This window comes from Pseudothioclava alba, from assembly GCF_033100795.1.
GTDB lineage: Bacteria > Pseudomonadota > Alphaproteobacteria > Rhodobacterales > Rhodobacteraceae > Pseudothioclava.
In genome coordinates this window covers 1085494-1110307 of record NZ_JAWLVI010000001.1, presented here as the reverse complement: position 1 = coordinate 1110307, position 24814 = coordinate 1085494, and the positions used below count along the sequence as shown (strand labels likewise).

Annotated in this window: 21 protein-coding genes and 1 other RNA gene; 12 read left to right on the top strand and 10 right to left on the bottom strand. The window is 62.9% G+C overall.

All coding sequences use genetic code 11. The annotated features are described in order from the left end of the window. The 4 genes from RYZ20_RS05420 to RYZ20_RS05405 all read right to left on the bottom strand — a co-directional run bounded on the left by RYZ20_RS05420 (position 1) and on the right by RYZ20_RS05405 (position 4410). Positions 1–345, bottom strand: coding sequence for a YbaB/EbfC family nucleoid-associated protein (locus RYZ20_RS05420; protein ID WP_317671096.1), 345 nt, complete (start codon positions 343–345; stop codon positions 1–3). Between the two features lie 10 nt (positions 346–355). Continuing rightward, a complete protein-coding gene (locus RYZ20_RS05415; protein WP_317671094.1) occupies positions 356–2170 on the bottom strand; it encodes a DNA polymerase III subunit gamma/tau in 1815 nt (604 codons plus the stop codon). Positions 2171–2240: 70 nt separating this feature from the next. Further along, an RNA gene (gene ffs / locus RYZ20_RS05410) (signal recognition particle sRNA small type) lies at positions 2241–2339 on the bottom strand. Between the two features lie 64 nt (positions 2340–2403). Continuing rightward, a complete protein-coding gene (locus tag RYZ20_RS05405) occupies positions 2404–4410 on the bottom strand; it encodes a bifunctional 2',3'-cyclic-nucleotide 2'-phosphodiesterase/3'-nucleotidase (protein ID WP_317671092.1) in 2007 nt (668 codons plus the stop codon). A gap of 223 nt (positions 4411–4633) precedes the next feature. Between RYZ20_RS05405 and nudC the strand changes: the two genes are divergently transcribed. Both nudC and RYZ20_RS05395 read left to right on the top strand, forming a co-directional pair. Next, positions 4634–5587: an NAD(+) diphosphatase gene (nudC, locus tag RYZ20_RS05400; RefSeq protein WP_317671090.1), complete on the top strand. Its 954-nt coding sequence runs from the start codon at positions 4634–4636 to the stop codon at positions 5585–5587. Positions 5588–5632: 45 nt separating this feature from the next. Continuing rightward, positions 5633–6103, top strand: a complete 471-nt coding sequence (locus RYZ20_RS05395; protein WP_317671088.1) for an SRPBCC family protein — start codon at positions 5633–5635, stop codon at positions 6101–6103. On the opposite strand, the gene RYZ20_RS05390 is transcribed toward RYZ20_RS05395, so the two are convergent. Next, on the bottom strand, positions 6100–6936 hold the full coding sequence (locus RYZ20_RS05390; RefSeq protein WP_317671352.1) for a prephenate dehydratase: 837 nt from the start codon (positions 6934–6936) through the stop codon (positions 6100–6102). The two genes, RYZ20_RS05395 and RYZ20_RS05390, sit on opposite strands and share 4 nt — an antisense overlap. Positions 6937–7105: 169 nt before the next feature. On the opposite strand from RYZ20_RS05390, the gene RYZ20_RS05385 reads away from it, so the two are divergent. From RYZ20_RS05385 to RYZ20_RS05355, 7 genes are all read left to right on the top strand, one after another. After that, positions 7106–7483, top strand: coding sequence for a c-type cytochrome (locus RYZ20_RS05385; protein WP_317671086.1), 378 nt, complete (start codon positions 7106–7108; stop codon positions 7481–7483). Between the two features lie 137 nt (positions 7484–7620). Further along, a complete protein-coding gene (locus tag RYZ20_RS05380; RefSeq protein WP_317671084.1) occupies positions 7621–8154 on the top strand; it encodes a c-type cytochrome in 534 nt (177 codons plus the stop codon). A gap of 152 nt (positions 8155–8306) precedes the next feature. Beyond that, positions 8307–10178, top strand: coding sequence for an extracellular solute-binding protein (locus RYZ20_RS05375; RefSeq protein WP_317671082.1), 1872 nt, complete (start codon positions 8307–8309; stop codon positions 10176–10178). Positions 10179–10212: 34 nt separating this feature from the next. Next, a complete protein-coding gene (locus RYZ20_RS05370) occupies positions 10213–11367 on the top strand; it encodes a microcin C ABC transporter permease YejB (RefSeq protein ID WP_317671080.1) in 1155 nt (384 codons plus the stop codon). Then, positions 11367–12473: an ABC transporter permease gene (locus RYZ20_RS05365; RefSeq protein WP_317671078.1), complete on the top strand. Its 1107-nt coding sequence runs from the start codon at positions 11367–11369 to the stop codon at positions 12471–12473. The genes RYZ20_RS05370 and RYZ20_RS05365 overlap by 1 nt, the downstream gene beginning before the upstream one ends. After that, complete coding sequence (locus RYZ20_RS05360; RefSeq protein ID WP_317671076.1) at positions 12470–14056, top strand: ABC transporter ATP-binding protein; 1587 nt, start codon at positions 12470–12472, stop codon at positions 14054–14056. Before RYZ20_RS05365 ends, RYZ20_RS05360 begins: the two co-directional genes overlap by 4 nt. A gap of 12 nt (positions 14057–14068) precedes the next feature. After that, the gene (locus RYZ20_RS05355) at positions 14069–15292 is read left to right on the top strand and encodes a glycosyltransferase (protein ID WP_317671074.1); all 1224 of its coding nucleotides are present in this window, start codon (positions 14069–14071) and stop codon (positions 15290–15292) included. Positions 15293–15355: 63 nt separating this feature from the next. On the opposite strand, the gene RYZ20_RS05350 is transcribed toward RYZ20_RS05355, so the two are convergent. The 3 genes from RYZ20_RS05350 to RYZ20_RS05340 form a co-directional block, all read right to left on the bottom strand. Then, positions 15356–16147, bottom strand: a complete 792-nt coding sequence (locus RYZ20_RS05350; protein WP_317671072.1) for an HpcH/HpaI aldolase family protein — start codon at positions 16145–16147, stop codon at positions 15356–15358. A gap of 246 nt (positions 16148–16393) precedes the next feature. Beyond that, positions 16394–19207 carry a DNA polymerase I gene (gene polA, locus RYZ20_RS05345; protein WP_317671070.1) on the bottom strand — a complete coding sequence of 938 codons (2814 nt, stop codon included), beginning with the start codon at positions 19205–19207 and terminating at the stop codon, positions 16394–16396. Between the two features lie 107 nt (positions 19208–19314). Next, a complete protein-coding gene (locus RYZ20_RS05340; protein ID WP_317671068.1) occupies positions 19315–19500 on the bottom strand; it encodes a zinc-finger domain-containing protein in 186 nt (61 codons plus the stop codon). Between the two features lie 80 nt (positions 19501–19580). Between RYZ20_RS05340 and RYZ20_RS05335 the strand changes: the two genes are divergently transcribed. Beyond that, positions 19581–20522, top strand: a complete 942-nt coding sequence (locus RYZ20_RS05335) for an ABC transporter ATP-binding protein (RefSeq protein WP_317671066.1) — start codon at positions 19581–19583, stop codon at positions 20520–20522. A gap of 1 nt (position 20523) precedes the next feature. Beyond that, positions 20524–21342, top strand: a complete 819-nt coding sequence (locus tag RYZ20_RS05330) for an HTD2 family dehydratase (protein ID WP_317671064.1) — start codon at positions 20524–20526, stop codon at positions 21340–21342. Here RYZ20_RS05330 and RYZ20_RS05325 read toward each other — a convergent pair. Both RYZ20_RS05325 and hemN read right to left on the bottom strand, forming a co-directional pair. Beyond that, on the bottom strand, positions 21339–22463 hold the full coding sequence (locus RYZ20_RS05325; RefSeq protein WP_317671062.1) for a zinc-binding dehydrogenase: 1125 nt from the start codon (positions 22461–22463) through the stop codon (positions 21339–21341). The genes RYZ20_RS05330 and RYZ20_RS05325 overlap by 4 nt on opposite strands. Before the next feature lie 141 nt (positions 22464–22604). Further along, on the bottom strand, positions 22605–23960 hold the full coding sequence (gene hemN / locus RYZ20_RS05320; RefSeq protein ID WP_317671060.1) for an oxygen-independent coproporphyrinogen III oxidase: 1356 nt from the start codon (positions 23958–23960) through the stop codon (positions 22605–22607). 60 nt (positions 23961–24020) lie between these two features. Here hemN and fnrL point away from each other — a divergent pair, with 60 nt between their 5' ends. Continuing rightward, positions 24021–24767, top strand: coding sequence for a transcriptional regulator FnrL (gene fnrL / locus RYZ20_RS05315; protein ID WP_317671058.1), 747 nt, complete (start codon positions 24021–24023; stop codon positions 24765–24767). The last annotated feature ends 47 nt before the right edge of the window (positions 24768–24814 follow it).

The following is a 24814-nucleotide window of genomic DNA, read 5'->3' as shown; positions in this document are numbered from 1 at the left end:
TTAGACCGGAAGGTCCATGTTTTCTGGCAGGCCCAACTCGCGCAGCAGGTTCTGCTGTTCCTGCACTTCGCGCGCCTTGGCCTTGGCCTGCGTATCCTTGATCGCGGCAAGGATCAGGTCTTCGACCACCTCTTTTTCCGAGGCTTGCAGGATCGAGGGATCAATCGACAGACCCGTCAGCTCGCCCTTGGCGGTGGCGGTGGCGGTCACAAGGCCTGCGCCTGCCTCACCCGTAACCGCGATCTTGGTCAGGTTTTCCTGCAGTTCCGCCATGCGGGTCTGCATTTCCTTGGCGGCTTTCATCATCTTGGCCATATCGCCAAGCTGGCCCAAACCTTTGAACATATTGCTCTCCTCAGCTATCCTCGAAGGGGTCCCATTCGTCTTCGACCTCGTGCAGCATCTCTGCATCGAGTTCGAGCGCAAGGGCTTCGGGCGTGGTAATATCCTCGAATTTTGCGGCAGGGAAGGCGTCGAAGACAGCTTTTATCAGTGGGTTATCCATCGCCTCGGTCTCTTGCGCGCGCCGGTCTGCGTTGCGCATCTCGGCGATGGTCTCGCCGCCGCCCTCAAAGACAACGGAAACGCCCCACCGCGCGCCGGTCCAGCCCTGAAGGCGCTGGCCAAGCCGCGCGGCCAGATCACGCGGCGCGTCCTCGGTCGGTTGAAACTCGATCCGGCCCGGTGCGTAATGGGCAAGGCGCAGATAGGTCTCGACCTCGACCAGAAGCGTCATGTCACGCATCCGCTGGATCAGTTCGACCACCGCGTCGAAGGTTGCGAAACGGGCAAGCTGATGCTCGGTCTGGTTGGCAATCGCGACCGCCGCGGCACCCCCTTGGGCGCGGGCGGGCGCGTGGCTGCGCATCGTGACGATCCCGTGCACGGGACCGCCGCCGCCCATCATCGGCCCGCGACCGGCAGAGCCGCCGCCGCCACCAGAGGGCGCGCCGCCCGCAGGGCCACCCTCGGGTCCGGTGGGCGCCGGGCCTTTTTGCACCTTGGCCAAAAGCTGTTCCGGCGTCGGCAGGTCGGCAACATGGGTCAGGCGGATCAGCGCCATTTCGGCAGCCATCATGGCGTTCGGGGCGCTGGCGACCTCTTCCAGCGCTTTCAGCAACATCTGCCAAAGCCGCGTCAGCACCCGCATCGGAATTTTCTCGGCCATGGCCTGACCGCGTGCGCGCTCTTCGGGTGGCACGGTCGGGTCTTCGGCGGCCTCAGGAGTGATCTTGATGACCGAAATCCAATGCGTGATCTCGGCCAGATCGCGCAAGACCGCCATCGGGTCAGCGCCATCGGCATATTGGCTGGCCAGTTCCGAGAGCGCATCCGCCGCATGGCCTTGCAAGATCATGTCAAACAGGTCCAGCACCCGCGCGCGGTCAGCCAGACCCAGCATCGCGCGCACCTGATCGGCGGTGGTTTCGCCCGCGCCATGCGCAATCGCCTGATCCAAGAGCGACAACGCATCGCGGACCGAGCCTTCGGCGGCGCGCGTAATCAGCGCCAGCGCATCCGTTGCGATCTGCGCGTTCTCCAGCCCCGCGATGCGCGAGAGGTGGTCGATCATCACCTCGGGTTCGATCCGGCGCAGGTCGAAACGCTGGCAGCGCGACAGAACCGTCACCGGAACCTTGCGAATTTCGGTGGTCGCGAAGATGAATTTCACATGCGCAGGCGGTTCTTCCAGCGTCTTGAGCAGCGCGTTGAAGGCGCTGGTCGAGAGCATGTGAACTTCGTCGATGATATAGACTTTGTAGCGGGCCGAGGCTGCGCGGTAGTGCACGCTTTCGATGATTTCGCGGATGTCGCCCACACCTGTGCGCGAGGCGGCGTCCATCTCCATCACGTCGACATGGCGGCCTTCCGCGATGGCTTTGCAATGCTCGCATTCAAGGCAAGGCTCGGTCGTGGGGCCGCCCGCGCCATCGGGGCCGACGCAGTTCAGCCCCTTGGCGATGATCCGCGCGGTGGTGGTTTTGCCGATGCCACGAATCCCCGTCATGATGAACGCCTGCGCAATCCGGTCGGCGGCAAAGGAGTTCTTCAGAGTGCGCACCATCGCCTGCTGCCCGATCAGGTCGGCGAAGGTCGCGGGGCGGTATTTGCGGGCCAGAACCTGATAGGCAGCGCCAGTGGCAGAGGGTTCGGCGGGCAGATCGGACATGCGGGTGGCTCCTGAAACTTCCGCCGCAGTCTAGTCGGCGGGGCGGGCAAGTCAAACCGATCCGGGGAAAAGGTGAGAGGCTGGACATCGACCCAAGCGGGGCTCGTTGCGGCTGCTTCCTTCCGGACCTGACCGGGTTGGCGAGGCGCTCGCCCGCGCCAACCTCTCGGGGGCTGATATAGGGAAGGGGAACCGGATTCGCAAGGTTCTCCTTCGGGTGGGGGCAAAACTGTTCAGCCAAGCTCCGACGAGGCGCTCTCGGCCCCGTGTTCCGCAGGCCGGAGCTGTGGCTCGTCCGCCGGATTCTGGCTGAAATCAAGGCACAGACGCAAGAAACCCTCGGTGGTCCGCCCCAAAGGTTCGGGCAGCAGGTTCGCGATTTCATTCAGGCAGTGCTGCGCCTTGGGGGAGGTCTCGAAAACCGCGCTGCATCGGGGCATCGGCGTGAAACGCCAGATCGGCTTGATTTCAGGGGTAACAACGGGGCGTCGACCGACCAGCCCGATCAACACCTCGCGCGCCAGTGCGGGCGGGCCGAGTGAAACCGGGCGCATCTCGCCGGACACGAACCCGCCCGCACCAGAGCTGCGGTAGGAATTGGTGACAAGGATGAACCGTTGGCCGGGTTTTACGGGCGAACCGTTGTAGCACAGCGCGCGCAGCCGTGAGGCGTGGCAGTTTTCCAGCGTTCCGTCCGGCGCATAGCGTCGTGGCTCGCGCAGGTCGAAAGCATAGGTCAGCCCGTCCAGCACATCGAAGTTATAGCTGGGGAACTCGGGGTCGAGCAGCGGGCGGTCCGGTTGCCCGGGTGACAGCGTGTTGAACGCGCCCGCCGAACGCTCCAGCCAGTCGGCCAGATCGGCGCCCGTCACCTCGAGCGCGGTGATCGCGTTTGTGTAGACATAGATGTCATCGACATTGGCCATCACGATCTGGCCCGAAGGGATGTCGACATAATAGCCCGCGCCACCCCGTCCGCCGCATTTGAATGGCGAAACCGCCGAGATGATCGGCAAACCTTCTTCGGGCTGGCCCTTCAGGCGTCTTGCGGCGAACTGCCGTTGCGCGTTCGCCAGAAAGATAAGAGTTGGATCGACGGAAATCTGCGAGAAATAGCTGTGCACCCGCGCCGTCAACCGCCCCAGAGGGCGCCGCATGTGGCGCAGGGTCTCGTGATGAGCCGGTTCCAGCGCCTCCAGAATGCCCTCGGCTTCGGGCAGCGCGGTCACATGCCCGTTCTCGGGGCTGGTCTGGCGGATGGGGCGCAGCTCGCACTCGAACCCCGCCAGCGTCCATTTCCCGTCAGGGGTCTGATCCAGACGCAGGTCCATCACCCCCAGATGCGAGCCCCATCGCCCCGCATTCAGGGCGGGTTTGCCGTTCAGAGTGCCCTTGATCGGGTCGATGCCGGGGAAGGCCGGGTCATCCGCGTTGGGGAAAGGCAGGTGCGTATGGCCGCACAGCAGCACGTCGATGCCGTCGATTTCGGCCAGCGCGAGGGCGGCCTGTTCAAGCTCGGGGGCGCTGCGTTGGGCCTGTGTGAGGGGCGTAATGCCGGTATGGGCCAGCGCGATGACAAGATCGGGTTTTTGCGCCAGAAGGGCGGGCAGATGGCTGCGTGCAGCCTCGACGAATGGCTGGCTGGCAAGTTTCCCCTCGGTCGGAGCCTGCGCCCAAAGCGCAGTCTGGGGCGGCAGAAAGCCGATCACCCCTATGCGCATCCGGTGCGTGTCGCCATCGGTGTCGGTGAAATCGCGTTCAAGAATGGTCCAGGGCTTTACGATCAGGGCGCTTGTCCCGTCGCTCTGGCGTTCCCGCGCATTCGCGCTGACAAAAGGAAAACCGGCGCCCGAGATCACCTTGCGCAGAAAGCCGATGCCATAATCGAAATCGTGGTTTCCGAGCGTGGCCGCATCATAGCGCGCAAAATTGAACGCCTCGATCATCGGATGGCGTTCATGCTGGTTGAGGCCGCGCTTTTCCCCCCAGAACTGCGCCATCGGTGTGCCCTGAAAGGCGTCGCCATTATCAAACAACAGCACATTCGGGGTTTCGCGGCGGGCGGCGTCGATCAGGGTGGCGATGCGCGAGAAACCGGTGGCGGAGCAGGGGCTGTCCTTGAAATAGTCATAGCCGTGCGCGTGCCCGTGCAGATCCGTGGTCTCCAGAACCCGCAGCCGCATCGACGCAGGCGCGGGTGCCGTTTCGCCAGAACCGAGCCGGTCAGGTTTGGGGTTCATTGTCTATCTCCTGCAGCGGCTCTATTGCATTTAGGGGCGAAGATTTAATTTTCTCTTTTAATTAATCCGACAATTTACCAATTCGCAACCATAGGTTGTCGAGCAATCCAATTGATATTGAAAAGGTTGAGTTAACGGGCAGGGTTGAGGCGCGCGCTGCCTCTGCTACAAGCTGAATTTCAGTCGACCCTTGGCTGGCGGGGCCGGATCTGGAGGACAAACGGTGGAATATGACATGGCCTTTGTGGGCGCGGCGCTGGAGCGTGTTGCGCATCTGCGGACCGATCCCCAGGCGCTTTCCGCGCTGCAAGAGGCCGCGCAAACCCGCCTTTGCCTGTTCTGGAAGGGGCGCCCCGCATTTACACCCGATGGTGGCCTTGTGTGGGTCGCGCCGGGGCATCCGGTTCTGACGGATGCGCGTGAGGCGCCTCTGTTTCTGGGGATGCAGGACGGGCAGGCACTTTTCGCGGCGCAACTGACCGGTTTCGAGCCGGAGGGCGCGCAGCCCGACACCAAAGCCTTTCTGGACACCAGCGAACAGGTGCATCCGGCCTTGGGTGATGGCATGGTCTTTGCCGAGTTGCGCGCGCGAATGGGGACGCTGACGCCGCTTGAGGCCGAGGTCGCCGCTACCGCGCGGGCCACCTTTGAATGGCACCGGACACATGCCTATTGTTCGCGTTGCGGGCAGCCGTCCGAGGTGGTGCAGGCGGGCTGGGTGCGCAAATGTCCGTCCTGCGGGGGGCTGCATTTCCCGCGCACCGATCCGGTTGTCATCATGCTCGTGACGCGCGGCAATCAGGTTTTGCTGGGGCGTTCGCCGTTCTGGCCCGAAGGAATGTATTCCTGTCTTGCCGGCTTCATGGAGCCGGGTGAGACGCTGGAAGCCGCTGTCCGTCGCGAGGTGGCCGAGGAGACCGGTGTGCGGGTCGGGCGGGTTGACTATTGCGCCTCGCAGCCCTGGCCTTTCCCCTCGTCGCTGATGCTGGGCTGTCGCGCCGAGGCCGTCTCCGACGAGATCACCATTGATCCCGCCGAGATCGAGGGTGCGATCTGGGTCAGCCGCGAACGGCTCATGCAGATATTTGCGGGCGCTGATAGCGTGATCCGTCCGCCACGGCAGGGCGCAATTGCAGCCTGGCTGATGCATCGCTGGCTTGCGGATCGCTCAATTTAACGGCAGGGTCCGGTGATCGGGCGTTATTAGCCTTTAAGGACCAGTATGAAGTTTTCGACCCGCACGGATATTGCCGCTCCGCAGGATTTTGTTTTCGACCAGCTTGCGGATTTCGCGAGCTTCGAGCGCGCGGCGATGCGCCGCGGGATAAAGCTGTCGCGCCTTGACACGTTACAGGCTCCTGCGGCGGGTATGTCGTGGGATGTCGCCTTCCGGCTGCGCGGGAAAGAGCGTCAGGTTGTTGTCGATGTGCGCCGTTTCGAGCGGTCCTCGGCGCTGGAGTTTGCGGGCACTTCGTCGAGCTTCGAGCTTCGGCTGACGCTGACAGTCGTGGCCGTCGCGCCCGGACGTGCGCGGCTTCAGGTCGAACTGGAGGTTAAGCCGCGCACGCTGGCGGCGCGGCTGATGATCCAGTCGGCAAAGATCGGGCGCAAGACGCTGGACCGCAAGTTTGACGACCGTGTCGCGACATTCGGCACCGAGATCGAACGCCGCGCGGCACAGGCCCGCGTTTAACGCTCGTCGCGCAGGGCTGCCGCCGGATAGACGCCGAGGATTTCCATATACGAGGTGAAATAGCTTAGCTCGTCCAGCGCAAGCTTCACATTCGCGTCGTCGGGGTGGCCCTCGATGTCGGCGTAGAACTGCGTCGCGGTGAAGCTGCCGTTGACCATATAGCTTTCGAGCTTGGTCATGTTCACGCCATTCGTGGCAAAGCCGCCCATCGCCTTATACAGCGCGGCGGGAATGTTGCGCACGCGGAAGACAAAAGTCGTCATCATCTTTTCGGCGCGGCGGGTCAGATCGGCCTCGGGCGACATGATCAGGAAGCGCGTGGTGTTGTCCTGCTTGTCCTCGATATGGCGGGCTAGGCAATCAAGACCGTAAATCTCGCCCGCCAGTTCCGAGGCCAGCGCGGCAACCGATTTGTCGCCCATCTCGGCCACAATCTTGGCCGATCCGGCAGTATCCGCGCCCACTTCGCGGTGAAGCGCGTGCTTTTGCAAGAAGTTGCGCACCTGCCCCAGAAGGACAGTGTGGCTCATTGCGGTTTTCACATCTTCCATCGTCGCGCCTTTGACGGCGAGCAGGTTGATATGCACGCGCACAAAGGCTTCGTCGATGATCTTCAGTCCCGATTCCGGCAGCAGGTGGTGGATGTCGGCCACGCGTCCGTAGGTCGAGTTCTCGACCGGCAGCATCGCCAGATCGGCCTGTCCGCTGCGGACCATCTCGATCGTGTCTTCGAAGGTGCGGCAGGGGATCGCCTCCATGCCGGGGCGCGAGTCATGGCAGGCCTGATGCGAATAGGCGCCCGGCTCGCCCTGAAAGGCGATGCGTCCGCTGATGCCTTCGATTTTGCGCGTGCTCATGTGGGCCTCCTGCGTCATGGTTCCCTTCGCTATATCGGGACGTGCCGGCCGAGAAAAGTCCGAATGGCGGGCAGGGTGGTTGGCATGGGGGGCTTGCGTTGCAGTCGAATTATTCCATATCTGGAATATGAGATATGGAGACCGCATGATCCGCGCGACAATAGCTGTTGTTCTGATGACCCTTTCCTCGCCCGCCGCCGCGCTTGATCTGACGCAGGCCAGTGCGGCGAATGGCGCGCAGATATTCGACCGGAAATGCTCAACCTGCCATGATGTGACGGGGCAGACAGTCTCGGGGCCACCGCTGAACGGGGTGGTCGGGCGCAAGGTGGCCTCGGTCGAGGGCTTTCCCTATTCCGATGCGATGCGTGGCCTTGATGGCGCATGGACGCCCGCGCTTCTGGACAGCTATCTGGTCAAGCCCCGCCGGATGCTGCCGGGCACGGCCATGTCCTTCGGCGGCCTGAAAAAAGACACCGACCGCGCCGATCTGATCGCATGGCTTTCGGGGCTGCGACCGTGACCAGAGGAGCGCATCGGGCGGGATAAATGGCCCCGATTGCAGTGAATTAGCGCTACCGGCCCGAGAATCTCCCTTGATATTAACGTCCCAAACGGGATACATGCCCCAAACTGAACAGCCAAATTCAGGGAAGAGCCATGTTCAACACTATGAATTTCACGAAGGTTGCCGGAAGCGTTCTGGGCGCGTTCCTGTTCCTTCTTCTTGTCAGCTGGGCTTCGACCTCGCTGTTCACTATCGCTGAGGATGCGCATGGCGAGGGAGACGCCGAGCATGTCGCGATGAGCGCACGTCCGGGCGATTTGCTGGATGACGGCGCGGCAGAGGCTGAAGCCGAGGAAGAAGCGGTCGTCGAGATCGTTCTGGGCACCGGCGATGTCGCCAAGGGCGAAAAAGTCTTCGGCAAGTGCAAGGCCTGCCACAAGCTCGACGGCACTGACGGCACCGGCCCGCACCTGAACGGTGTTGTCGGGCGCGCGGTGGCTTCGGTCGCGGGCTTTGGCTACTCGGATGCGGTGGTTTCGCATGGCGGCGAGTGGACGCTCGAAGAGCTGGACGGCTGGCTCGCCAACCCGAAAGAATTCATCCCCGGCAACAAGATGTCCTTCGCGGGCCTGAAAAAGCCGGAAGACCGCAACGACCTGATCACCTATCTGCAATCCGTGCAGTAAGCGTTTAGTGTTGCCAGAAATCGAAAGGCCGTGTCCCTCGGGGCGCGGCCTTTTGCATTGGTTCACGCGAAAGCAACTTGAAGCGCGGGGGAAACCCCCTTTACCTAGTCGCCAGAAGTTTCGCATGAGGAGGCGACGGGCGAATGGTCAGCATGGCACGGGCGGTCACGCAATCGGGGTTTGGCAGGGTTGCGGGGGGGGCGCTGGTGGCCTTCGGGCTGTGGGCGGCGCTGGCGCAGGGCTTGCGCGCCGAGGAAACCGTCACCGCGCATGGCATCGCGACCCTTGGCAGCCTGAAATATGCGGCTGATTTCACCCATCTCGACTACGTCAATCCGGAGGCGCCCAAAGGCGGCGAGATTGCCGAATGGACCGCAGGCGGATTTGACAATTTCAACCCCTACACGCTGGAAGGTCGTGCCGCAGCGCTATCCTCGGCCCCGCATGAAAGCATGTTTGCCGGCACCTCTGACACGGTAAGCGAGGCTTATTGCCTGCTGTGCGAAACCATCGAATACCCCGAAAGCCGCGACTGGGTGATCTTTACGCTGCGCGAGGGCGTTACCTTCTCGGATGGCACACCTATGACGCCAGAAGACGTGGTGTTTTCCTACGAGACCTTCCGCGATCACGGGCTGTCCTCGTTTCGGGGCGTGCTGGAGCAGCAGGTCGCGGGCGCCGAGGTGCTGGACAACGCCCGCGTAAAATTCACCTTCAAGCCCGACTATCCGCGCCGCGACATTATCCAGACGGCAGGGGGCATTCCGGTCTTCTCGAAGGCGCAATTCGCGCGCGACGGGATCAGCCTTGATAAATCCTCGGACACGCCGCTGATCGGCACGGGGCCGTATATGTTCGGCTCGGCGCGCGATAACCGCTCGGTCACATGGGTGCGCAACCCGAATTATTGGGGTGCTGACCTGCCGATCAACAAGGGACGCAACAATTTCGACGCGATCCGCATCGAATATTTCGGCGATTACAACTCGGCCTTCGAGGCGTTCAAGGCGGGCGATTATACCTTCCGCAACGAGGCCAGCTCGATCCAGTGGGCGACTGGCTATGATTTCCCCGCCGTGCAGAACGGGCAGGTGAAAAAGGTCACGCTGCCGGACGGAAATATCGCTTCGGGGCAGGGGTTCTTGTTGAACCTGCGCCGCCCGCAATTGCAAGACATCCGGGTGCGCGAGGCGTTGGGGCTGGCGTTCAATTTCGAATGGTCGAATGCGACGCTGTTCTACGGGATTTATTCGCGGGTGAACTCGATCTGGGACAACTCGGAACTTGCCGCCAACGGCAAACCCGAGGGAGAGGAGCTGGCGCTTTTGCAGCCATTGGCGGCTGACCTGCCGGACGGTATCCTGACCGATGATGCGGTTGTCTCGCCGGTTTCGGGTGAAAAGCAGTTCGACCGCAAGAACCTGCGCCGCGCGGGCGAGTTGCTGGATGCGGCGGGCTGGAATGTCGGCAGCGACGGGATGCGCCGCAACGCCGCCGGAGAAACCCTGCGGATCGAGTTTCTGAACGACAGCCAGACTTTTGACCGCGTCATCAACCCCTTCGTCGAGAACCTGCGCCAGATCGGCGTTGATGCGGTGCATACCCGCGTGGATGACAGCCAGTATGAAAACCAGCGCCGCAGCCATGATTTTGATGTGATCACCGGCCATCTTGGCCAGGATTACATTCCGGGCGCGGGGTTGCAGCAGTATTTCGGCTCGAAATCCGTGGGCGATGTGTTCAACGCGATGGGGCTGGCGAACCGGTCGGTGGACCAGTTGATCCGCAAGGTCGAAGAGGCGCAAACGAAAGCCGAGCTTCTGCCCCGCGTCCACGCGCTCGATCGTGCGTTGCGGGCGATGTATTTCTGGGTGCCGCAGTGGTTCAAGGCCGAACACACCGTCGCCTATTACGATATGTTCGAACATCCGGCAGAGCTGCCGCCCTATTCTCTGGGCGAGTTGGACTTCTGGTGGTATAACGCCGAAAATGCAGAAAAACTGAAAGCCGCGGGCGCGTTCTGATCCGTGGGGCAACGATAAAGGGCAGAAAAGCACAATGGGCGCCTATATCCTCAGGCGGTTGCTTCTGATTATTCCGACGCTGATCGGGATCATGATCGTCAACTTCACGCTGACCCAGTTCGTCCCCGGCGGGCCGATCGAACAGATCATCGCCCGTGTCGAGGGCGAGGCGGATTCAATGCGCAACATCGCGGGCGGCGGCGACGCGGGCGCGGGGCAGGGCGGCGTCGAGGAAAGCGGCTATCAGGGCGCGCGCGGGATCTCGCCCGACCAGTTGGCGCAGCTTGAAATCGACATGGGGTTTTCGCGCCTTGCCTGTGATGCGGGCTTTGCGGGCGAGCCAAGCGTGCGCGCGCCCGAATGCCGTGCCGAGAAAATCCCCGCCGTCACGCGGTTTTTCATCATGATGGGGAACTATCTGACCTTCGATTTCGGCAAGAGCTTCTTCCATTCGCAAACGGTGGTGGAGCTGGTTCTGGACAAGATGCCGGTGTCGATCACGCTGGGGCTGTGGTCGACGCTGATTGCCTATCTGGTCTCGATTCCCTTGGGCATTCGCAAGGCGGTCAAGGACGGCACGCCCTTTGATACCTGGACTTCGGGCGCGATCATCATCGGTTACGCGATCCCGGGCTTCCTGTTCGCCGTGATGCTGATGGTGCTGTTCGCGGGCGGATCGTTCTGGAAGATATTCCCCTTGCGCGGACTGACCTCTGACAATTTTGCCGATCTGACCCTTGCAGGGCAGGTGCTGGACTACCTGTGGCATATCGTGCTGCCGGTCATCGCGATCACGATTTCCTCTTTCGCGACGATGACGTTGCTGACCAAGAACTCGTTTCTGGACGAGATCAACAAGCAATATGTGCAGACCGCGCGGGCCAAGGGGCTGGCGGAGTCGCGCGTGCTTTATGGCCATGTGTTCCGCAACGCGATGCTGATCGTGATCGCGGGTTTTCCGGCAACCTTCCTTGGCGTGTTCTTTGGCTCGTCGATCATCGTCGAGACGATCTTCTCGCTCGACGGGCTGGGGCTTTTGGGCTTTCAGGCGGCGGTGGAGCGGAACTACCCGGTGATATTTGGCACGCTTTACGTCTTTGGCCTGATCTCGCTGGCGGTGAATATCCTTTCGGACCTGATGTATGTCTTCGTCGATCCGCGCATTGATTTCGAGCGGAGGGCAGGCTGATGGCGCTTTCCCCCCTAAATCAACGGCGCTGGCGCAATTTCAGGGCCAACCGGCGCGCCTTTTGGTCGTTGTGGCTGTTTCTGGCGCTGTTCGTGGCCTCGCTCTTTGCCGAGCTGATCGCGAACGACAAACCGATGCTGGTCAGCTATCGCGGCGAGTTGTTCGTGCCGGCATACAAGTTTTATCCCGAAACGGCCTTTGGTGGCGATTTCCGCACCGAGGCGATCTATCGCGACGAGGCGGTGCAATGCCTGATCGTCACGGGCGGGCGCGAGGAGTGCTGGGACGACCCCGAAACCTATATGACCGAGGCCCAGACCAAAGGCACGGTCGAGGGCGAGCCGATCGAGAAAGGCTGGATGATCTGGCCGCCGATCCCCTACCACTACCGCACGATCAACAACGTCGGCACTGCGCCCTCGGCGCCCGATGGCAAGCACTGGCTGGGCACGGACGATACCGCGCGCGATGTGACGGCGCGGGTGATCTATGGCTTCCGGACATCGATCCTGTTCACACTGATCGTGACGACGGTAGCTTCGCTCATTGGTGTCACAGCAGGTGCTGTGCAGGGCTATTTCGGGGGGCGCGTCGATATGATCTTCCAGCGCTTGCTGGAGATCTGGGGCTCGACCCCCTCGCTTTACGTCATCATCATCCTGTTTGCGATTTTGGGCCGCAGCTTCTGGTTGCTGGTGTTTGTGGCCATCCTTTTCGGCTGGCCTGCGCTGACAGGCGTCGTGCGGGCCGAGTTCCTGCGCGCGCGCAACTTCGAATATGTCCGGGCCGCGCGGGCGCTTGGCGTGTCGGACCGCGTGATCATGTTCCGCCATATCCTGCCCAACGCGATGGTGGCGACGCTGACGATGCTGCCCTTCGTGATTACCGGCACGATCTCGATGCTGGCCTCGCTTGATTACCTTGGCTACGGGCTGCCCTCGTCGGCGCCTTCGCTCGGCGAACTGGCGCTTCAGGGCAAGCAGCATCTGCAGGCGCCGTGGCTGGCGTTCACGGCATTCTTCACATTCGCGACGATGCTCTCGCTTCTGGTTTTTATCTTCGAGGGTGTCCGCGACGCCTTTGACCCGCGAAAGGTGTTCAAATGAGCGCGGTTCTCGAATTTGAAAACCTGTCCGTGTCGTTCCGTCAGGACGGCAAGACCCACAGGGCCGTGAAGGGCGTGTCCTTCGCTGTGGCTAAGGGCGAGACCGTCGCGCTGGTCGGCGAAAGCGGGTCGGGCAAATCGGTGACGGCGCTGTCGTCGGTGGCGTTGCTTGGGCCGAATGCGCGGATCGAAGGCTCGGTGCGCTATGAGGGCCGCGAGATGGTCGGTGCCCCCGAGGCGGACCTGCGCGCGGTGCGCGGCAATGACATCAGCTTCATCTTCCAAGAGCCGATGACATCGCTGAACCCTTTGCACACGATCGAACGCCAGATCGGTGAAAGCCTTGATCTGCACCAGGGCGTCAAAGGCCCAGAGGCCCGCGCGCGGATCATTGAATTGCTGGACAAGGTCGGCATCCAGAACCCCGAAACCCGCCTGGCCGACTATCCGCACCAGCTTTCGGGCGGGCAGCGCCAGCGGGTGATGATTGCGATGGCGCTGGCGAACGGGCCAGAGCTGCTGGTCGCGGATGAACCGACCACGGCGCTGGACGTGACAATTCAGGCGCAAATCCTTGATTTGCTGGCTGATCTAAAGCGCTCGGAAGGGATGTCGCTTTTGTTCATCAGTCACGATCTGGGGGTGGTGCGGCGCATCGCGGACCGGGTCTGTGTGATGCGGAACGGCGAGATTGTAGAACAAGGCCGGACCGAGGACATCTTCGCCAACCCGCAGCATGACTACACGAAAAAGCTGCTTGCAGCCGAGCCGACTGGGCAGGCTGACCCCGTGCCGGAAGGTGCCGAAACGCTGGTAGAAACCCGCGATCTGCGCGTCTGGTTCCCGATCCAGCGCGGGCTTTTGCGCCGCACGGTCGGGCATGTGAAGGCGGTGAATGGCGCGACGATTTCGGTGCGCGCGGGCGAGACGCTGGGGATCGTGGGCGAAAGCGGCTCGGGCAAGACGACGCTCGCGCTGGCGATCATGCGGCTGATCCAGAGCGAGGGGCCGATCAGCTATCAAGGCCAGGATATTTCCGGCTGGAAAGCGCGCGAGCTGCGCCGCCTGCGCCGCGATATGCAGATCGTCTTTCAGGATCCGTTCGGTTCTCTCAGCCCGCGGATGTCGGTTGAACAGATCATCGCCGAGGGGCTATCGGTGCATGGGGTCGAGCCGGGCCGCAACACGCGCGAGATGGTGGCCGAGATCATGACGGAGGTCGGCCTCGACCCTGCCACGATGGAGCGTTACCCGCACGAGTTTTCCGGCGGTCAGCGCCAGCGCATCGCCATTGCCCGCGCGATGATCCTGCGCCCCAAGGTCGTGGTTCTGGACGAACCGACCTCGGCCTTGGATATGACGGTGCAGGTGCAGATCGTCGACCTTCTGCGCACGCTCCAGCGGCGCTACGGGTTGGCCTATCTGTTCATCAGCCATGATTTGCGCGTGGTGCGCGCGCTGGCCCATAAGGTCATGGTGATGCAGCGCGGTGATGTGGTCGAGGCGGGGAGCGCCGCGCAGGTTTTTGATGCGCCCGCGACCGAGTATACCCGCACGCTGATCGCGGCGGCTTTGGGCAAGTAGCGTGGTTTGCGTATGAAAATCCTGTTCGTTCACCAGAATTTCCCCGGTCAGTTTCCGCATCTGGCCCCGGCGCTGGAGCGGCGCGGACATCAGGTTCTGGCGCTGACCGCAGAGACCAACAACCGCCCCTCGCCGGTCAAGGTGGTGAAATACCGCAAACCTGCCGAGGTAAAACTCAGCTCGCCCCTGACCCGTATGTATGCCGACATGTCCGAGCGGGGACTTAAGGCGGTGCTGGCGGCGCGGCAACTGCGGGAGACGCACGGGTTTGTGCCCGATGTGATCTTCGGTCATTCCGGCTGGGGCGAGACGCTGTTCCTGAAAGAGGTCTGGCCCGAGGCGCGGCTTTTGGTCTATGCGGAGCTGATGTATCAGACCTCGGGTCTTGATACCGATTTCGACCCCGAGTTCCAGCAGACCACGCTGGAGGGGCGCATTTCGACCACAGCGCGCTCTGCGCATCTGATCCAGTCGATGGTGCAGGCCGATGCGGCGCTGTCCCCGACCGAGTTTCAGGCAGCGACTTTCCAGCCCGAGCTGCGCGCCAAGATCACCGTCTGCCATGACGGGATCGACACCGAGCGCGTGCGCCCCGACCCGCAGGCGCGCCTTGAAATCCCCGAAACCGCGCTTGCGCTCCGTCCGGGCGATGAGGTGCTGACCTTCGTTAATCGCTCGCTTGAACCTTATCGTGGTTATCACAGCTTCATGCGCGCCTTGCCTGATGTGCTGGCGGCGCGCCCCAAAGCGCATGTGGTGATCGTGGGCGACGAGGGGCAAAGCTATGGCGCCGCTCCCAAAGACGGCAAAAGCTGGAAGCGCCGGTTCCTCGACGAGGTTTCGGACCGGCTGGACCTGAGCCGCGTGCATTTTCTGGGGCGCGTGCCCTACGCGACCTATCTGTCGCTGTTGCAGGTCTCGCGCTGTCATTGCTACCTGACCTATCCCTTTGTCCTGAGCTGGTCGCTGATGGAGTCGATGGCGGCGGGCTGTATGGTGGTGGCCTCGGATACCGCGCCGGTGCGCGAGGTGATCGAGAACGGCAAGAACGGGCGGCTGGTGGGGTTCTTCGACATCAAGGCGCTGTCAGGCGCGCTGATCGAGGCGTTGGCGAACCCTGCTGCGGGGGCGGAAATGCGCGCTGCCGCGCGGCGCACGATCGTCGATAAATACGACCTGCACGGCGTTTGCCTGCCGCGTCTGATCGAATTCGTGGAGCGGGCGGGGCGGGGGTAGGCACGTCCCGCCTTTTGGCAATCTGCGGATGCTCGCCCGAAACAGGCGGGAACAGGCCTTTGATCAGTAGCGGCGCGCGGATGCAGACGCGGTCCCGTCGGGGAGTTCCGCCCGCGCACGTCCGGCCCCTTCGATCAGCAGCGAGACATCGTTGATGCCGGCCACGATCCGGTAGCCAAGACGCTCCAGATCTGCCCAGTCTCGTCCCGCGCCGCGCACGGTAGCCAAAGGTTTGCCGTGGCGCGCGGCGGTCTCTTCGATGCGGGCGAGAAGGGCTTGCACCTCGGGGTGCTCCATGCGCTCCAGATGCCCCGCCGAGGCTGCAAGATCGTTCGGGCCAAGGAATATCATGTCGATCCCCTCGACTTCGGCGATGGCGTCAAGGTTTTCGACTGCCTCGACATGCTCGCATTGCACCATGATGCACAGCTCTTTATGGGCGTCTTCGCGGGCATAATCGGGCCGCGCGCCCCAGTCGGACGCGCGCACGATCGGCGCGGCATAGCCCCTGTGCCCGCGCGAGGGGTAGCGGAAGGCACTTGCCACGCGACGGGCCTGCTCGGGCGTGTTCACCATCGGCACGATGAACGAGCGGAAGCCCCGATCCAGCGCGCGTTTGATCATCGTGTCGGAATCGTCAGGCAGACGCAGGATCACCTCGCCGCCCGCGTGCTCGGCCGCGCGCAGGATAGCGACCCAGTCCTCCAGGTCACCTCGGCCATGCTCGCCATCGACGACAAGCACAGGCCAGCCGTGGCGCACAAGGATTTCCGCAATATCGGGGTTGCCCAGTTCGACCCATGCGGCGGGGATCATGCCCCCCTTCGCCAGACGGGATTTGATCGGGTTTGTCATACGTCACCTGTGGGAAAGCCGTTTGTCTTGCCAGAGCGTGAAGAGCACGATCTGCCCGTTCCTTTGGCGTGTACATATAGTCGAGAAAACGGGGCTTCAGAAGCCCGATTCCGTCCATGCCGCCAAAGTCGCGCGACGCAAAGGCAGGCGGGGCTATCCGTGTGAACCAAAGGCCGGACACGAAACCGCTTGTGGAAAATGGTTGCGGAGATCTGCACATGACCGCCATTTAGTTTTCGTCGGTTGTCAGTGTGCTTCGGCCCAGCTTGGGCCTGTTCCCGCGTCGACCGTCAGCGGCACCGAAAGCTTGAGCGCAGGCTCTGCGGCGCCTTCCATAACTTGCCTTGCGGCCGCGATCAGGGCGTCTTCGGCCCCTGCTTCAACCTCGAAAATCAGTTCGTCATGGACCTGCAAAAGCATCGTCGCGGGCAGATCGCGGATGGCGTCCGGCATCCGCACCATCGCGCGGCGGATGATGTCGGCGGCAGCGCCCTGAATCGGTGCGTTGATTGCCGCGCGTTTGGCAAAGCCCGCGCCCGGCCCCTTGGCGTTGATCTCGGGGGTGTGGATGCGGCGGCCAAAGATGGTTTCGACATAGCCGTGCTCTTTGGCGAAGGCGACAGTGTCGTCCATATAGGTTTTGATGCCGGGGAAGCGCTCGAAATAGCGGTCGATGAAGCCCTGCGCCTCGGCGCGCGGGATGCGCAGGTTGCGCGCAAGGCCGAAGCCCGAAATGCCGTAGATGACGCCGAAGTTGATCGCCTTGGCCTGCCGCCGGATCGAGGGGTCCATGCCTTCGACGGGAACGCCGAACATTTCGGAGGCGGTCATCGCGTGAATGTCGATGCCGTCGCGGAAGGCTTGTTTCAGCGCAGGAATATCCGCGACATGGGCGAGGATGCGCAGCTCGATCTGGCTATAGTCGAGCGAGACGATGGTCTTGCCTGCCTCGGCGACAAAGGCCTCGCGGATGCGGCGGCCTTCCTCGGACCGCACGGGGATATTTTGCAGGTTCGGATCGGTCGAGGCAAGCCGCCCGGTATTCGCCCCCGAGATGACATAGGACGTATGCACGCGGCCCGTTTCCGGGTTCACATGGGTCTGGAGCGCATCCGTATAGGTCGATTTCAGCTTGGCAATCTGGCGCCAGTCCAGCACCAGCCCCGCAAGGCGCGCGGCCGCCTCGTTTTCGGACGCCGAGACATCCTCAAGCACATCCGCGCCCGTGCCATAGGCGCCGGTCTTGCCCTTTTTGCCGCCTTCCGCGCCCATCACTTCGAACAGGATTTCGCCCAGTTGCTTGGGCGAGGCGACGTTGAAGGGCTGGCCCGCGACCTCTTGAATTTCGGCCTCCAGCCCCGCCATCTTTTGCGCAAAGCTGTTCGACATGCGCGACAGCACCGAGGCGTCGACCTTAACGCCCGCCATCTCCATATCGGCCAGCACCGGGACAAGCGGGCGTTCCTCGGTTTCATAGATCGTGGTGGCCTGCGCCTGATGAAGCTGCGGCTTGAAGATTTCCCACAATCTAAGCGTAATATCGGCGTCTTCGGCGGCATAAACCGAGGCTTTTTCAACATCGACCTTGTCAAAGGTAATTTGCGCCTTGCCCGAGCCGATCAGTTCTTTGATCGGGATCGGCTGGTGGTTGAGATAGCGATCCGACAGCGCGTCCATCCCGTGCCCGTGCAGCCCCGAATGCATCGCATAGGACAGTAGCATCGTGTCGTCGATGGGCGAAACGCGGATGCCGTGGCGGGCGAAAATCTTGAAGTCATACTTCATGTTCTGACCGATTTTCAGGATGCTGTCGTCTTCAAGCACGGGCTTGAGAAGGGCGAGCGCCTGATCCAGCGGCATCTGGTCCGGCTGGGGCGCCGAGCCGCCGAACAGGTCGTCGCCACCCGAGGTGTGGCCAAGCGGGAGATAGGCGGCGCGGCCCGCCGTGATACACAGCGAAACGCCGACCAGTTCGGCCCGCATTTCGTCAAGCGAAGTCGTTTCCGTGTCGACCGCCACGCGACCCTTGGCGCGGGCCTCGGCCAGCCATGCGGCCAGCGTTTCCGCGTCGCGGATGGTGACATAGCCATCGGTGCTGATTGCCGGTTGTTCGATCGCCGCGACAGGGGCAGCCTCTGGTGCGGCCTCGATCGCGGGGGCAGGGGGCATCTCGGCGCCGAACTTGTCGGCCACGCGCTTGGTCAGCGTGCGGAACTCCATCGCGTTCAGAAAGCCCATCAAGACCTGCGGGTCCGGCTCTTTGACCTCCAGATCATCGAGCGTAAAGCCCAAAGGCGTGTTCTGGTCGAGCGTGACCAGACGCTTCGACATGAGGATCTGCTCGGCATTGTCGATCAGCGTCTGGCGGCGCTTGGGCTGTTTGATCTCGTCGGCGCGGGCGAGCAGCGTTTCCAGATCGCCGAACTCGTTGATCAAGAGCGCCGCCGTCTTCACACCGATCCCGGGCGCGCCCGGAACGTTATCGACCGAGTCGCCCGCCAGCGCCTGCACGTCGATCACGCGCTCGGGCCGGACGCCGAATTTCTCTTCGACCTCGTCGGGACCGATCTGGCGGTTCTTCATCGCGTCGAACATCTCGACGCCGCCACCGACAAGCTGCATCAGGTCCTTGTCGGACGAGATGATCGTAACGCGCCCGCCTGCCTCGCGCGCCTGACGGGCAAGGGTGGCGATAATGTCGTCGGCCTCATAGCCCTCCAGCTCTTCGCAGGCGATGTTGAAGGCGCGCGTCGCCTCGCGGGTCAGGGGCATCTGCGGGCGCAGGTCTTCGGGCATGGCCTCGCGGTTGGCCTTGTAGAGATCGTAGATTTCATTGCGGAAGGTCATGCTGCCCTTGTCGAAAATCACCGCCGCGTGGGTCGGCGTGTCGGGGCCAGAGGCATCCTCGATATGCTTGAACAGCATGTTGCAAAAGCCCGACACAGCGCCAATCGGCAGCCCGTCGGATTTGCGCGTCAGCGGTGGCAGCGCGTGATAGGCGCGGAAAATATAGGCCGATCCGTCGATCAGATGCAGGTGACAGCCTTTTCCGAATGCCATGAGCGGCCCTCCTATACGCGCGTGTTCGCCCCGTTCTGCCACAGGGGGGCGGAAACGAAAAGGCGGCCCCGCAAGGCCGCCCTGTCAATCGCCGGTTTTACCCGCGATCAGTGGTCATCATGCGCATGTGCGCGGTCGATGATGAATTTCTTGTCGCAATACGAGCACTCAACCTCGCCCGAGTCTTTCGGGATCGACAGCCAGACGCGCGGATGGCCAAGCGCCCCTTCGCCGCCGTCACAGGCGACTTTCCATTTCGTGACGATTTCCGTTTCGGGGGCGGTGGCGGTCATTGCTGGCTCCGTTTATGGTCTGGGTGCGGGCGTGGCCCTTGTTAGCTGCGCATACTAGTCAAAGAACGGGGCTGGGCAAGATGGAACGGCAGGCAATAGAGATTGAAAATCTGCGCAAGACTTATGCGGCGCGGGGCCGGATGGGTCCGAAAGAGGCGCTCAAGGGGGTGGACCTGTCGATTCCGGCTGGCTCGATCTTTGGTCTTCTGGGGCCGAACGGGGCTGGGAAATCCACGCTGATTAATATTCTGGCGGGGTTGGTGCGCAAAACCGACGGCAAGGTGACGATCTGGGGCTTTGATCAGGATACGAACCCGCGCCATGCGCGCGCCTCGATTGGGGTGATGCCGCAAGAGCTGAACATGGACCCGTTTTTCAGCCCCCGGGCCGCGCTAGAGGTGCAGGCAGGGCTGTATGGTGTGCCTGCCTCCGAGCGCTGGACCGACGAGATTCTGGAACTGGTGGGCCTGACCGAGCAGGCCGAGGCCTATGCGCGCAACCTTTCGGGCGGGATGAAGCGGCGGCTTTTGCTGGCCAAGGCGCTGGTGCATCGCCCGCAGGTTCTGGTGCTGGACGAACCGACAGCCGGCGTCGATATCGAGCTGCGCAATATGCTGTGGGAAAATGTGCGGCGGCTGAACGAAGAGGGGATGACGATCATCCTGACGACGCATTACCTCGAAGAGGCCGAGGCGATGTGTGACGAGATCGCAATCATCAACCGTGGCGACCTGATCGTGCGCGATTCCACGCCCAACCTGCTGGCGCGGATGGATCGCAAGGCGCTGGTGGTCGAGCCCGAGGCGCCGCCGACAGACGCGATTGCGCTGCCCGAAGGGGTGGCGCTTGAAACCCGCGCCGACGGGCGGTTGGCGTTTACCTATTCGCGCGGGAAAACCTCGCCCGAGGCGGTGCTGGATGCGATCCGCGCGGGGGGCATACGCATTCGCGACGTGGCGACCGAGCAGCCGGGGCTGGAAGAGGTCTTCGTCGAACTGACCTCGGATCGGAAGCGGGCATAAGATGGGCGAGTATGATGACTGGATTGGCCGCGAGAGGGTTGTCGAAGACCGCCTGACGCCGCGCCTTGTCGAGGAGCTGCGCGTGACGCTTGGGCCGTTGGTCGCGCCGGGGGCCGTTCCGGTCGGTGCGCAGTGGTGCCTGGCGCCCGATATGCTACCCGCAAGCGAGCTGGGCCGCGATGGTCACCCGCGCCCCGGCATCTATACGCCGCAGCTTCCGTTGCCGCGCCGGATGTGGGCGGGGGGCTTGCTGGAGTTCGCGACGCCTTTTGAGGTGGATGATCTGGTGACGCGCCGCACGCGGATTGCGGATGTGCAGTTCAAGCAGGGGCGCTCGGGGCCCTTGGGGTTTGTCGCGGTCGAGCACCGCTACGAGGCGGGCGGCGTTTTGCGCCTGAGCGAGCGTCACGACATCGTTTATCGCGAAGATCCGGTGCCGGGGCAGGCGGCCTCCCCGCCGCAGGCTGCGCCGTGGGAGGTGCTGAAATCGTGGCGCGTGACGCCTGATCCGACGATGCTGTTTCGCTATTCCGCGATCAGTTTCAACGGCCACCGCATCCACTACGACCAGCCCTATGCGACGGGCGTCGAGGGGTATGACGGGCTGGTCGTGCATGGGCCGTTGCAATCGGTCTGGATGCAGAACCTTGCCGCCGATCTTATGGGCGCTTTGCCCGCGCGGTTCAGCTATCGCGGGCTGTCGCCGCTGACCGTCGGCCATGAGGTCGCCATCGAGGCGCGCGCGGCCGAGGCGGGGCTTGCGCTGCGTGTCCGGCGGCTCTCAGACAATGTTGTGACCATGCAGGCCGAGGCGGTTTAGTCGAACTCGACCACCTGCCGGATCGCTACCCCCTGATCAAGCCGGTGCATCGCGGCGTTGATCTCGGGCAGGCGCAGGCGGTGGGTCAGCATTTTCTCGACCGGCAGTTTTCCCTGAGCGTGCAGGGACAGCATCCGCGGCAAATCGCGCTGCGGCACGCATGAGCCGATATAGCTGCCCTTGAGCGAGCGCTCCTCGGCCACGAGTTTCAGCGCGTTCAACGGCAGGCGCTCGGTCGGGTGGGGCAGGCCCGCAGTTACGGTCATGCCGCCGCGGCATGTGACCTCGAAGGCGGTTTCCAGTGCACGGACCGAGCCCGCCAGCTCGATCGCGTAATCCACCCCGCCACCGGTTAGATCTCGCACGGCCTCGATGGTGTTGGCGTCCGCCTTGACACAGCAGGTCGCGCCCATGTCCAGCGCGGTTTGCATCTTGGCCTCGAACGGGTCGATGGCGATCACTTCGCCCGCGCCAGCCGCGATCGCGCCCAGAACCGCAGACAGGCCCACGCCGCCAAGCCCCACAACCGCGACTTTTGAACCGGGCCGGATTTGGGCTGTGTTGAACACGGCCCCCGCGCCGGTCAGCATCGCGCAGGAAAAGAGCGCCGAGATATGCGGCGGGATGTCAGCCTCGACCTTGACCAGTGTCGGGCGGGCAACAACCGCATGGGTCGCAAAGGCCGAAACGCCGATATGGTGGTGGACCGGCGCGCCATCCATCGAGAGGCGCCGATGCCCCGTCATCAACTCGCCTACGCCGTGATGCGCGGCTGCACGGGTGCAAAGCGCGGGGCGCCCCTCGGCGCAGGGCGTGCAGGTGCCGCAGCCGGGCGCAAAGATACAGATGACGTGATCGCCCACCGCCAGATCGGTGACACCCGCGCCCAAAGCCTCGACAAAGCCTGAGGCCTCGTGCCCCAGAACCATCGGCACGGGGCGGGGCCGCGTGCCATTGATCACCGACAGGTCCGAGTGGCACACGCCCGCGGCGGCGATGCGGATCAGCACCTCGCCCGGACCCGGGGGCGCAAGATCGACCTGCCGCACGGTCAGGGCTTGGGCTTTTTCGAAATCCTTTTCGATGCCGCCACGTTCCAGCACGGCTGCGGTGATTTTCATGGCTTTCTCCCCTTTGCTCCCTGCGTCAAGCTTACGCATGGGAAGTAGTCCGCGCCTAGCGGAGCCAAACCCCCGTGACGCAACGTAAAAGCCCGGCGCCTTGCGGGGCCGGGCTTTTGGGATAATCGGTGTGGCGCCAGATCAGATAGCCGAGCTATGCCCTGCTTTTGACAGGTCATAAGCGTCGAAATGACGCGCGATCATGCGGGTCAGCGGGCGGCCCTTTTCGGGGATTTCAAGGCCATCGGCGGTCACGCGCACGCAATCCTCGAACGCATCTGCGCAAGAGGTGAACATCTGCGCCAACTCAACCGGATCGGCGCCGAAATCACGCACGAGTTCATCCGTGCGGACCGCAAAATCGCACATCAATGCCTCGATCAGGCGCGAGCGCATCTTGTCATCTTCGCTGAACACATGGCCCTTCGAGGTCGAGAACTGCCCCTGACGAATGGCGCCGGTATGGGCGCCGGTCGAGGGGTTGTTCTGCGTATAGCCTTGCGGGAAGCGCGAGATGGAGCTTGCGCCCATCCCCACGAGCGCCTCGGCCAGATCGTCGGTGTAGCCTTGGAAGTTGCGCCGCAGCTTGCCCGCTTTTTGTGCGGTCGCCAGACCATCGGTCGGCAGGGCGAAGTGGTCGATGCCGATCTCGTCATAGCCATCCGCCACGAACAGCTTGCGCGCCGTGTCGAACAGTTCCAGCCGTTCTTGCGGGGTTGGCAGGTGGTCGGAGGGGATCAGCGTTTGCCGCCGCGCCATCCATGGCACATGCGCATATCCGTAAAGCGCCACGCGGTCGGGCGAGAGCGACAGAAGCTTCTGCACCGATTCCGAAATCCGGCGGTTGTCCTGATAGGGCAGGCCATAAAGAATATCGGCGTTCAGGCTTTGCACGCCGCGTTCGCGGATCATGTCGACGGCTTTTTTCGTGACCTCATAGCTTTGGTCGCGGCCGATGACCTCTTGGATCTGCGGGTCGAAATCCTGCACTCCGATAGAAGCACGGTTCAGCCCGGATTCCGCCAGCGCATCCATGCGCGCGTCGTCGATCTCGTTCGGGTCGATCTCGACCGAAAACTCGGCGCCTTCGCCCATCGGCACGGCCTCGAACACGGCGCCCGCCACACGGCGCATCATGTCGGCGGGCATCAGTGTTGGCGTGCCGCCGCCCCAGTGCAGCCGCGAGAGCGTTACCCCCGGCGCCAGACGCTTTTTCAGCATCTTGAGCTCCGCCAGAAGCGTCTCGGAGTAAGCGCGCACCGGATCGTCCGATTGCGTGCCCTGCGTGCGACATGCGCAGAACCAGCACAACCGGCGGCAGAAGGGCACATGCATGTAAAGGGAAATGCTTGCCCCGGCTGGAATCGCCTCGATCCATTGTTCGAAGTGCGATGCGCCCACTTCCGACGAGAAGTGGGGCGCGGTGGGGTAGCTCGTGTAGCGGGGGACCCGTGCGTCGAATAGACCGAGCCGAGTCAGTTGCGAATCCTGTTCCATGCGGGTATCTTTAGCGATAAGACGCGCAACAGCATTTGACTCATATCAAGAAAGCTCCGCATGGCATGTGAAGACATGGACATGGCGCCATTGCATTGCAATGACTGCCCTATCCGGCACCGTGCCGTCTGTGCACGGTGCGAAGGTGACGAGTTGGAGCGCCTTGAAGAGATCAAATACTATCGATCTTTTGAGGCAGGCCAGACGGTAATCTGGGCGGGGGACCGCATGGATTTCGTTGGCTCCGTCGTGACCGGGATCGCCACTTTGACGCAGACGCTGGAAGACGGGCGCACGCAGATGGTGGGGCTTTTGCTGCCCTCCGATTTCGTCGGGCGACCGGGGCGGATGACCGCTGCCTATAACGTCACTGCCACCACCGATATTCTGATGTGCTGCTTTCGCAAGAAGCCCTTCGAAGAGGTGATGTATAAAACGCCCCATATCGCGCAGCGCCTGTTGCAGATGACGCTGGACGAGCTGGACGCAGCGCGCGAATGGATGCTGCTTCTGGGGCGCAAGACAGCGCGGGAAAAGATCGCCTCGCTTCTGTCGATTGTTGCGCGCCGCGATGCTTCGATCAAGATGCTTGAGGCCACGGGCCAGATGGCTTTCGACCTGCCGCTGACGCGCGAGGCAATGGCCGATTATCTGGGGCTGACGCTGGAGACAGTGTCGCGGCAGATCTCGGCGCTCAAGCGCGACGGGGTGATCCGGCTGGAAGGCAAGCGCCATGTGACGGTGCCCGATATGGACCGGCTTCTGCTGGAGGCGGGCGACGACTCGGACGGCGGTTTCCTGGCCTGACACTGCCCAGACGCAAAGAAAACGGCGCTCGGATCGGGCGCCGTTTT

Excerpts from the sequence above, each read along its gene's own strand:
- RYZ20_RS05420 (WP_317671096.1), bottom strand. The coding sequence starts at position 345 with ATGTTCAAAGGTTTGGGCCAGCTTGGCGATATGGCCAAGATGATGAAA.
- RYZ20_RS05415 (WP_317671094.1), bottom strand. The coding sequence starts at position 2,170 with ATGTCCGATCTGCCCGCCGAACCCTCTGCCACTGGCGCTGCCTATCAG.
- RYZ20_RS05405 (WP_317671092.1), bottom strand. The coding sequence starts at position 4,410 with ATGAACCCCAAACCTGACCGGCTCGGTTCTGGCGAAACGGCACCCGCG.
- RYZ20_RS05395 (WP_317671088.1), top strand. The coding sequence starts at position 5,633 with ATGAAGTTTTCGACCCGCACGGATATTGCCGCTCCGCAGGATTTTGTT.
- RYZ20_RS05385 (WP_317671086.1), top strand. The coding sequence starts at position 7,106 with ATGATCCGCGCGACAATAGCTGTTGTTCTGATGACCCTTTCCTCGCCC.
- RYZ20_RS05380 (WP_317671084.1), top strand. The coding sequence starts at position 7,621 with ATGTTCAACACTATGAATTTCACGAAGGTTGCCGGAAGCGTTCTGGGC.
- RYZ20_RS05375 (WP_317671082.1), top strand. The coding sequence starts at position 8,307 with ATGGCACGGGCGGTCACGCAATCGGGGTTTGGCAGGGTTGCGGGGGGG.
- RYZ20_RS05370 (WP_317671080.1), top strand. The coding sequence starts at position 10,213 with ATGGGCGCCTATATCCTCAGGCGGTTGCTTCTGATTATTCCGACGCTG.
- RYZ20_RS05365 (WP_317671078.1), top strand. The coding sequence starts at position 11,367 with ATGGCGCTTTCCCCCCTAAATCAACGGCGCTGGCGCAATTTCAGGGCC.
- RYZ20_RS05360 (WP_317671076.1), top strand. The coding sequence starts at position 12,470 with ATGAGCGCGGTTCTCGAATTTGAAAACCTGTCCGTGTCGTTCCGTCAG.
- RYZ20_RS05355 (WP_317671074.1), top strand. The coding sequence starts at position 14,069 with ATGAAAATCCTGTTCGTTCACCAGAATTTCCCCGGTCAGTTTCCGCAT.
- RYZ20_RS05350 (WP_317671072.1), bottom strand. The coding sequence starts at position 16,147 with ATGACAAACCCGATCAAATCCCGTCTGGCGAAGGGGGGCATGATCCCC.
- polA (WP_317671070.1), bottom strand. The coding sequence starts at position 19,207 with ATGGCATTCGGAAAAGGCTGTCACCTGCATCTGATCGACGGATCGGCC.
- RYZ20_RS05340 (WP_317671068.1), bottom strand. The coding sequence starts at position 19,500 with ATGACCGCCACCGCCCCCGAAACGGAAATCGTCACGAAATGGAAAGTC.
- RYZ20_RS05335 (WP_317671066.1), top strand. The coding sequence starts at position 19,581 with ATGGAACGGCAGGCAATAGAGATTGAAAATCTGCGCAAGACTTATGCG.
- RYZ20_RS05330 (WP_317671064.1), top strand. The coding sequence starts at position 20,524 with ATGGGCGAGTATGATGACTGGATTGGCCGCGAGAGGGTTGTCGAAGAC.
- RYZ20_RS05325 (WP_317671062.1), bottom strand. The coding sequence starts at position 22,463 with ATGAAAATCACCGCAGCCGTGCTGGAACGTGGCGGCATCGAAAAGGAT.
- hemN (WP_317671060.1), bottom strand. The coding sequence starts at position 23,960 with ATGGAACAGGATTCGCAACTGACTCGGCTCGGTCTATTCGACGCACGG.
- fnrL (WP_317671058.1), top strand. The coding sequence starts at position 24,021 with ATGGCATGTGAAGACATGGACATGGCGCCATTGCATTGCAATGACTGC.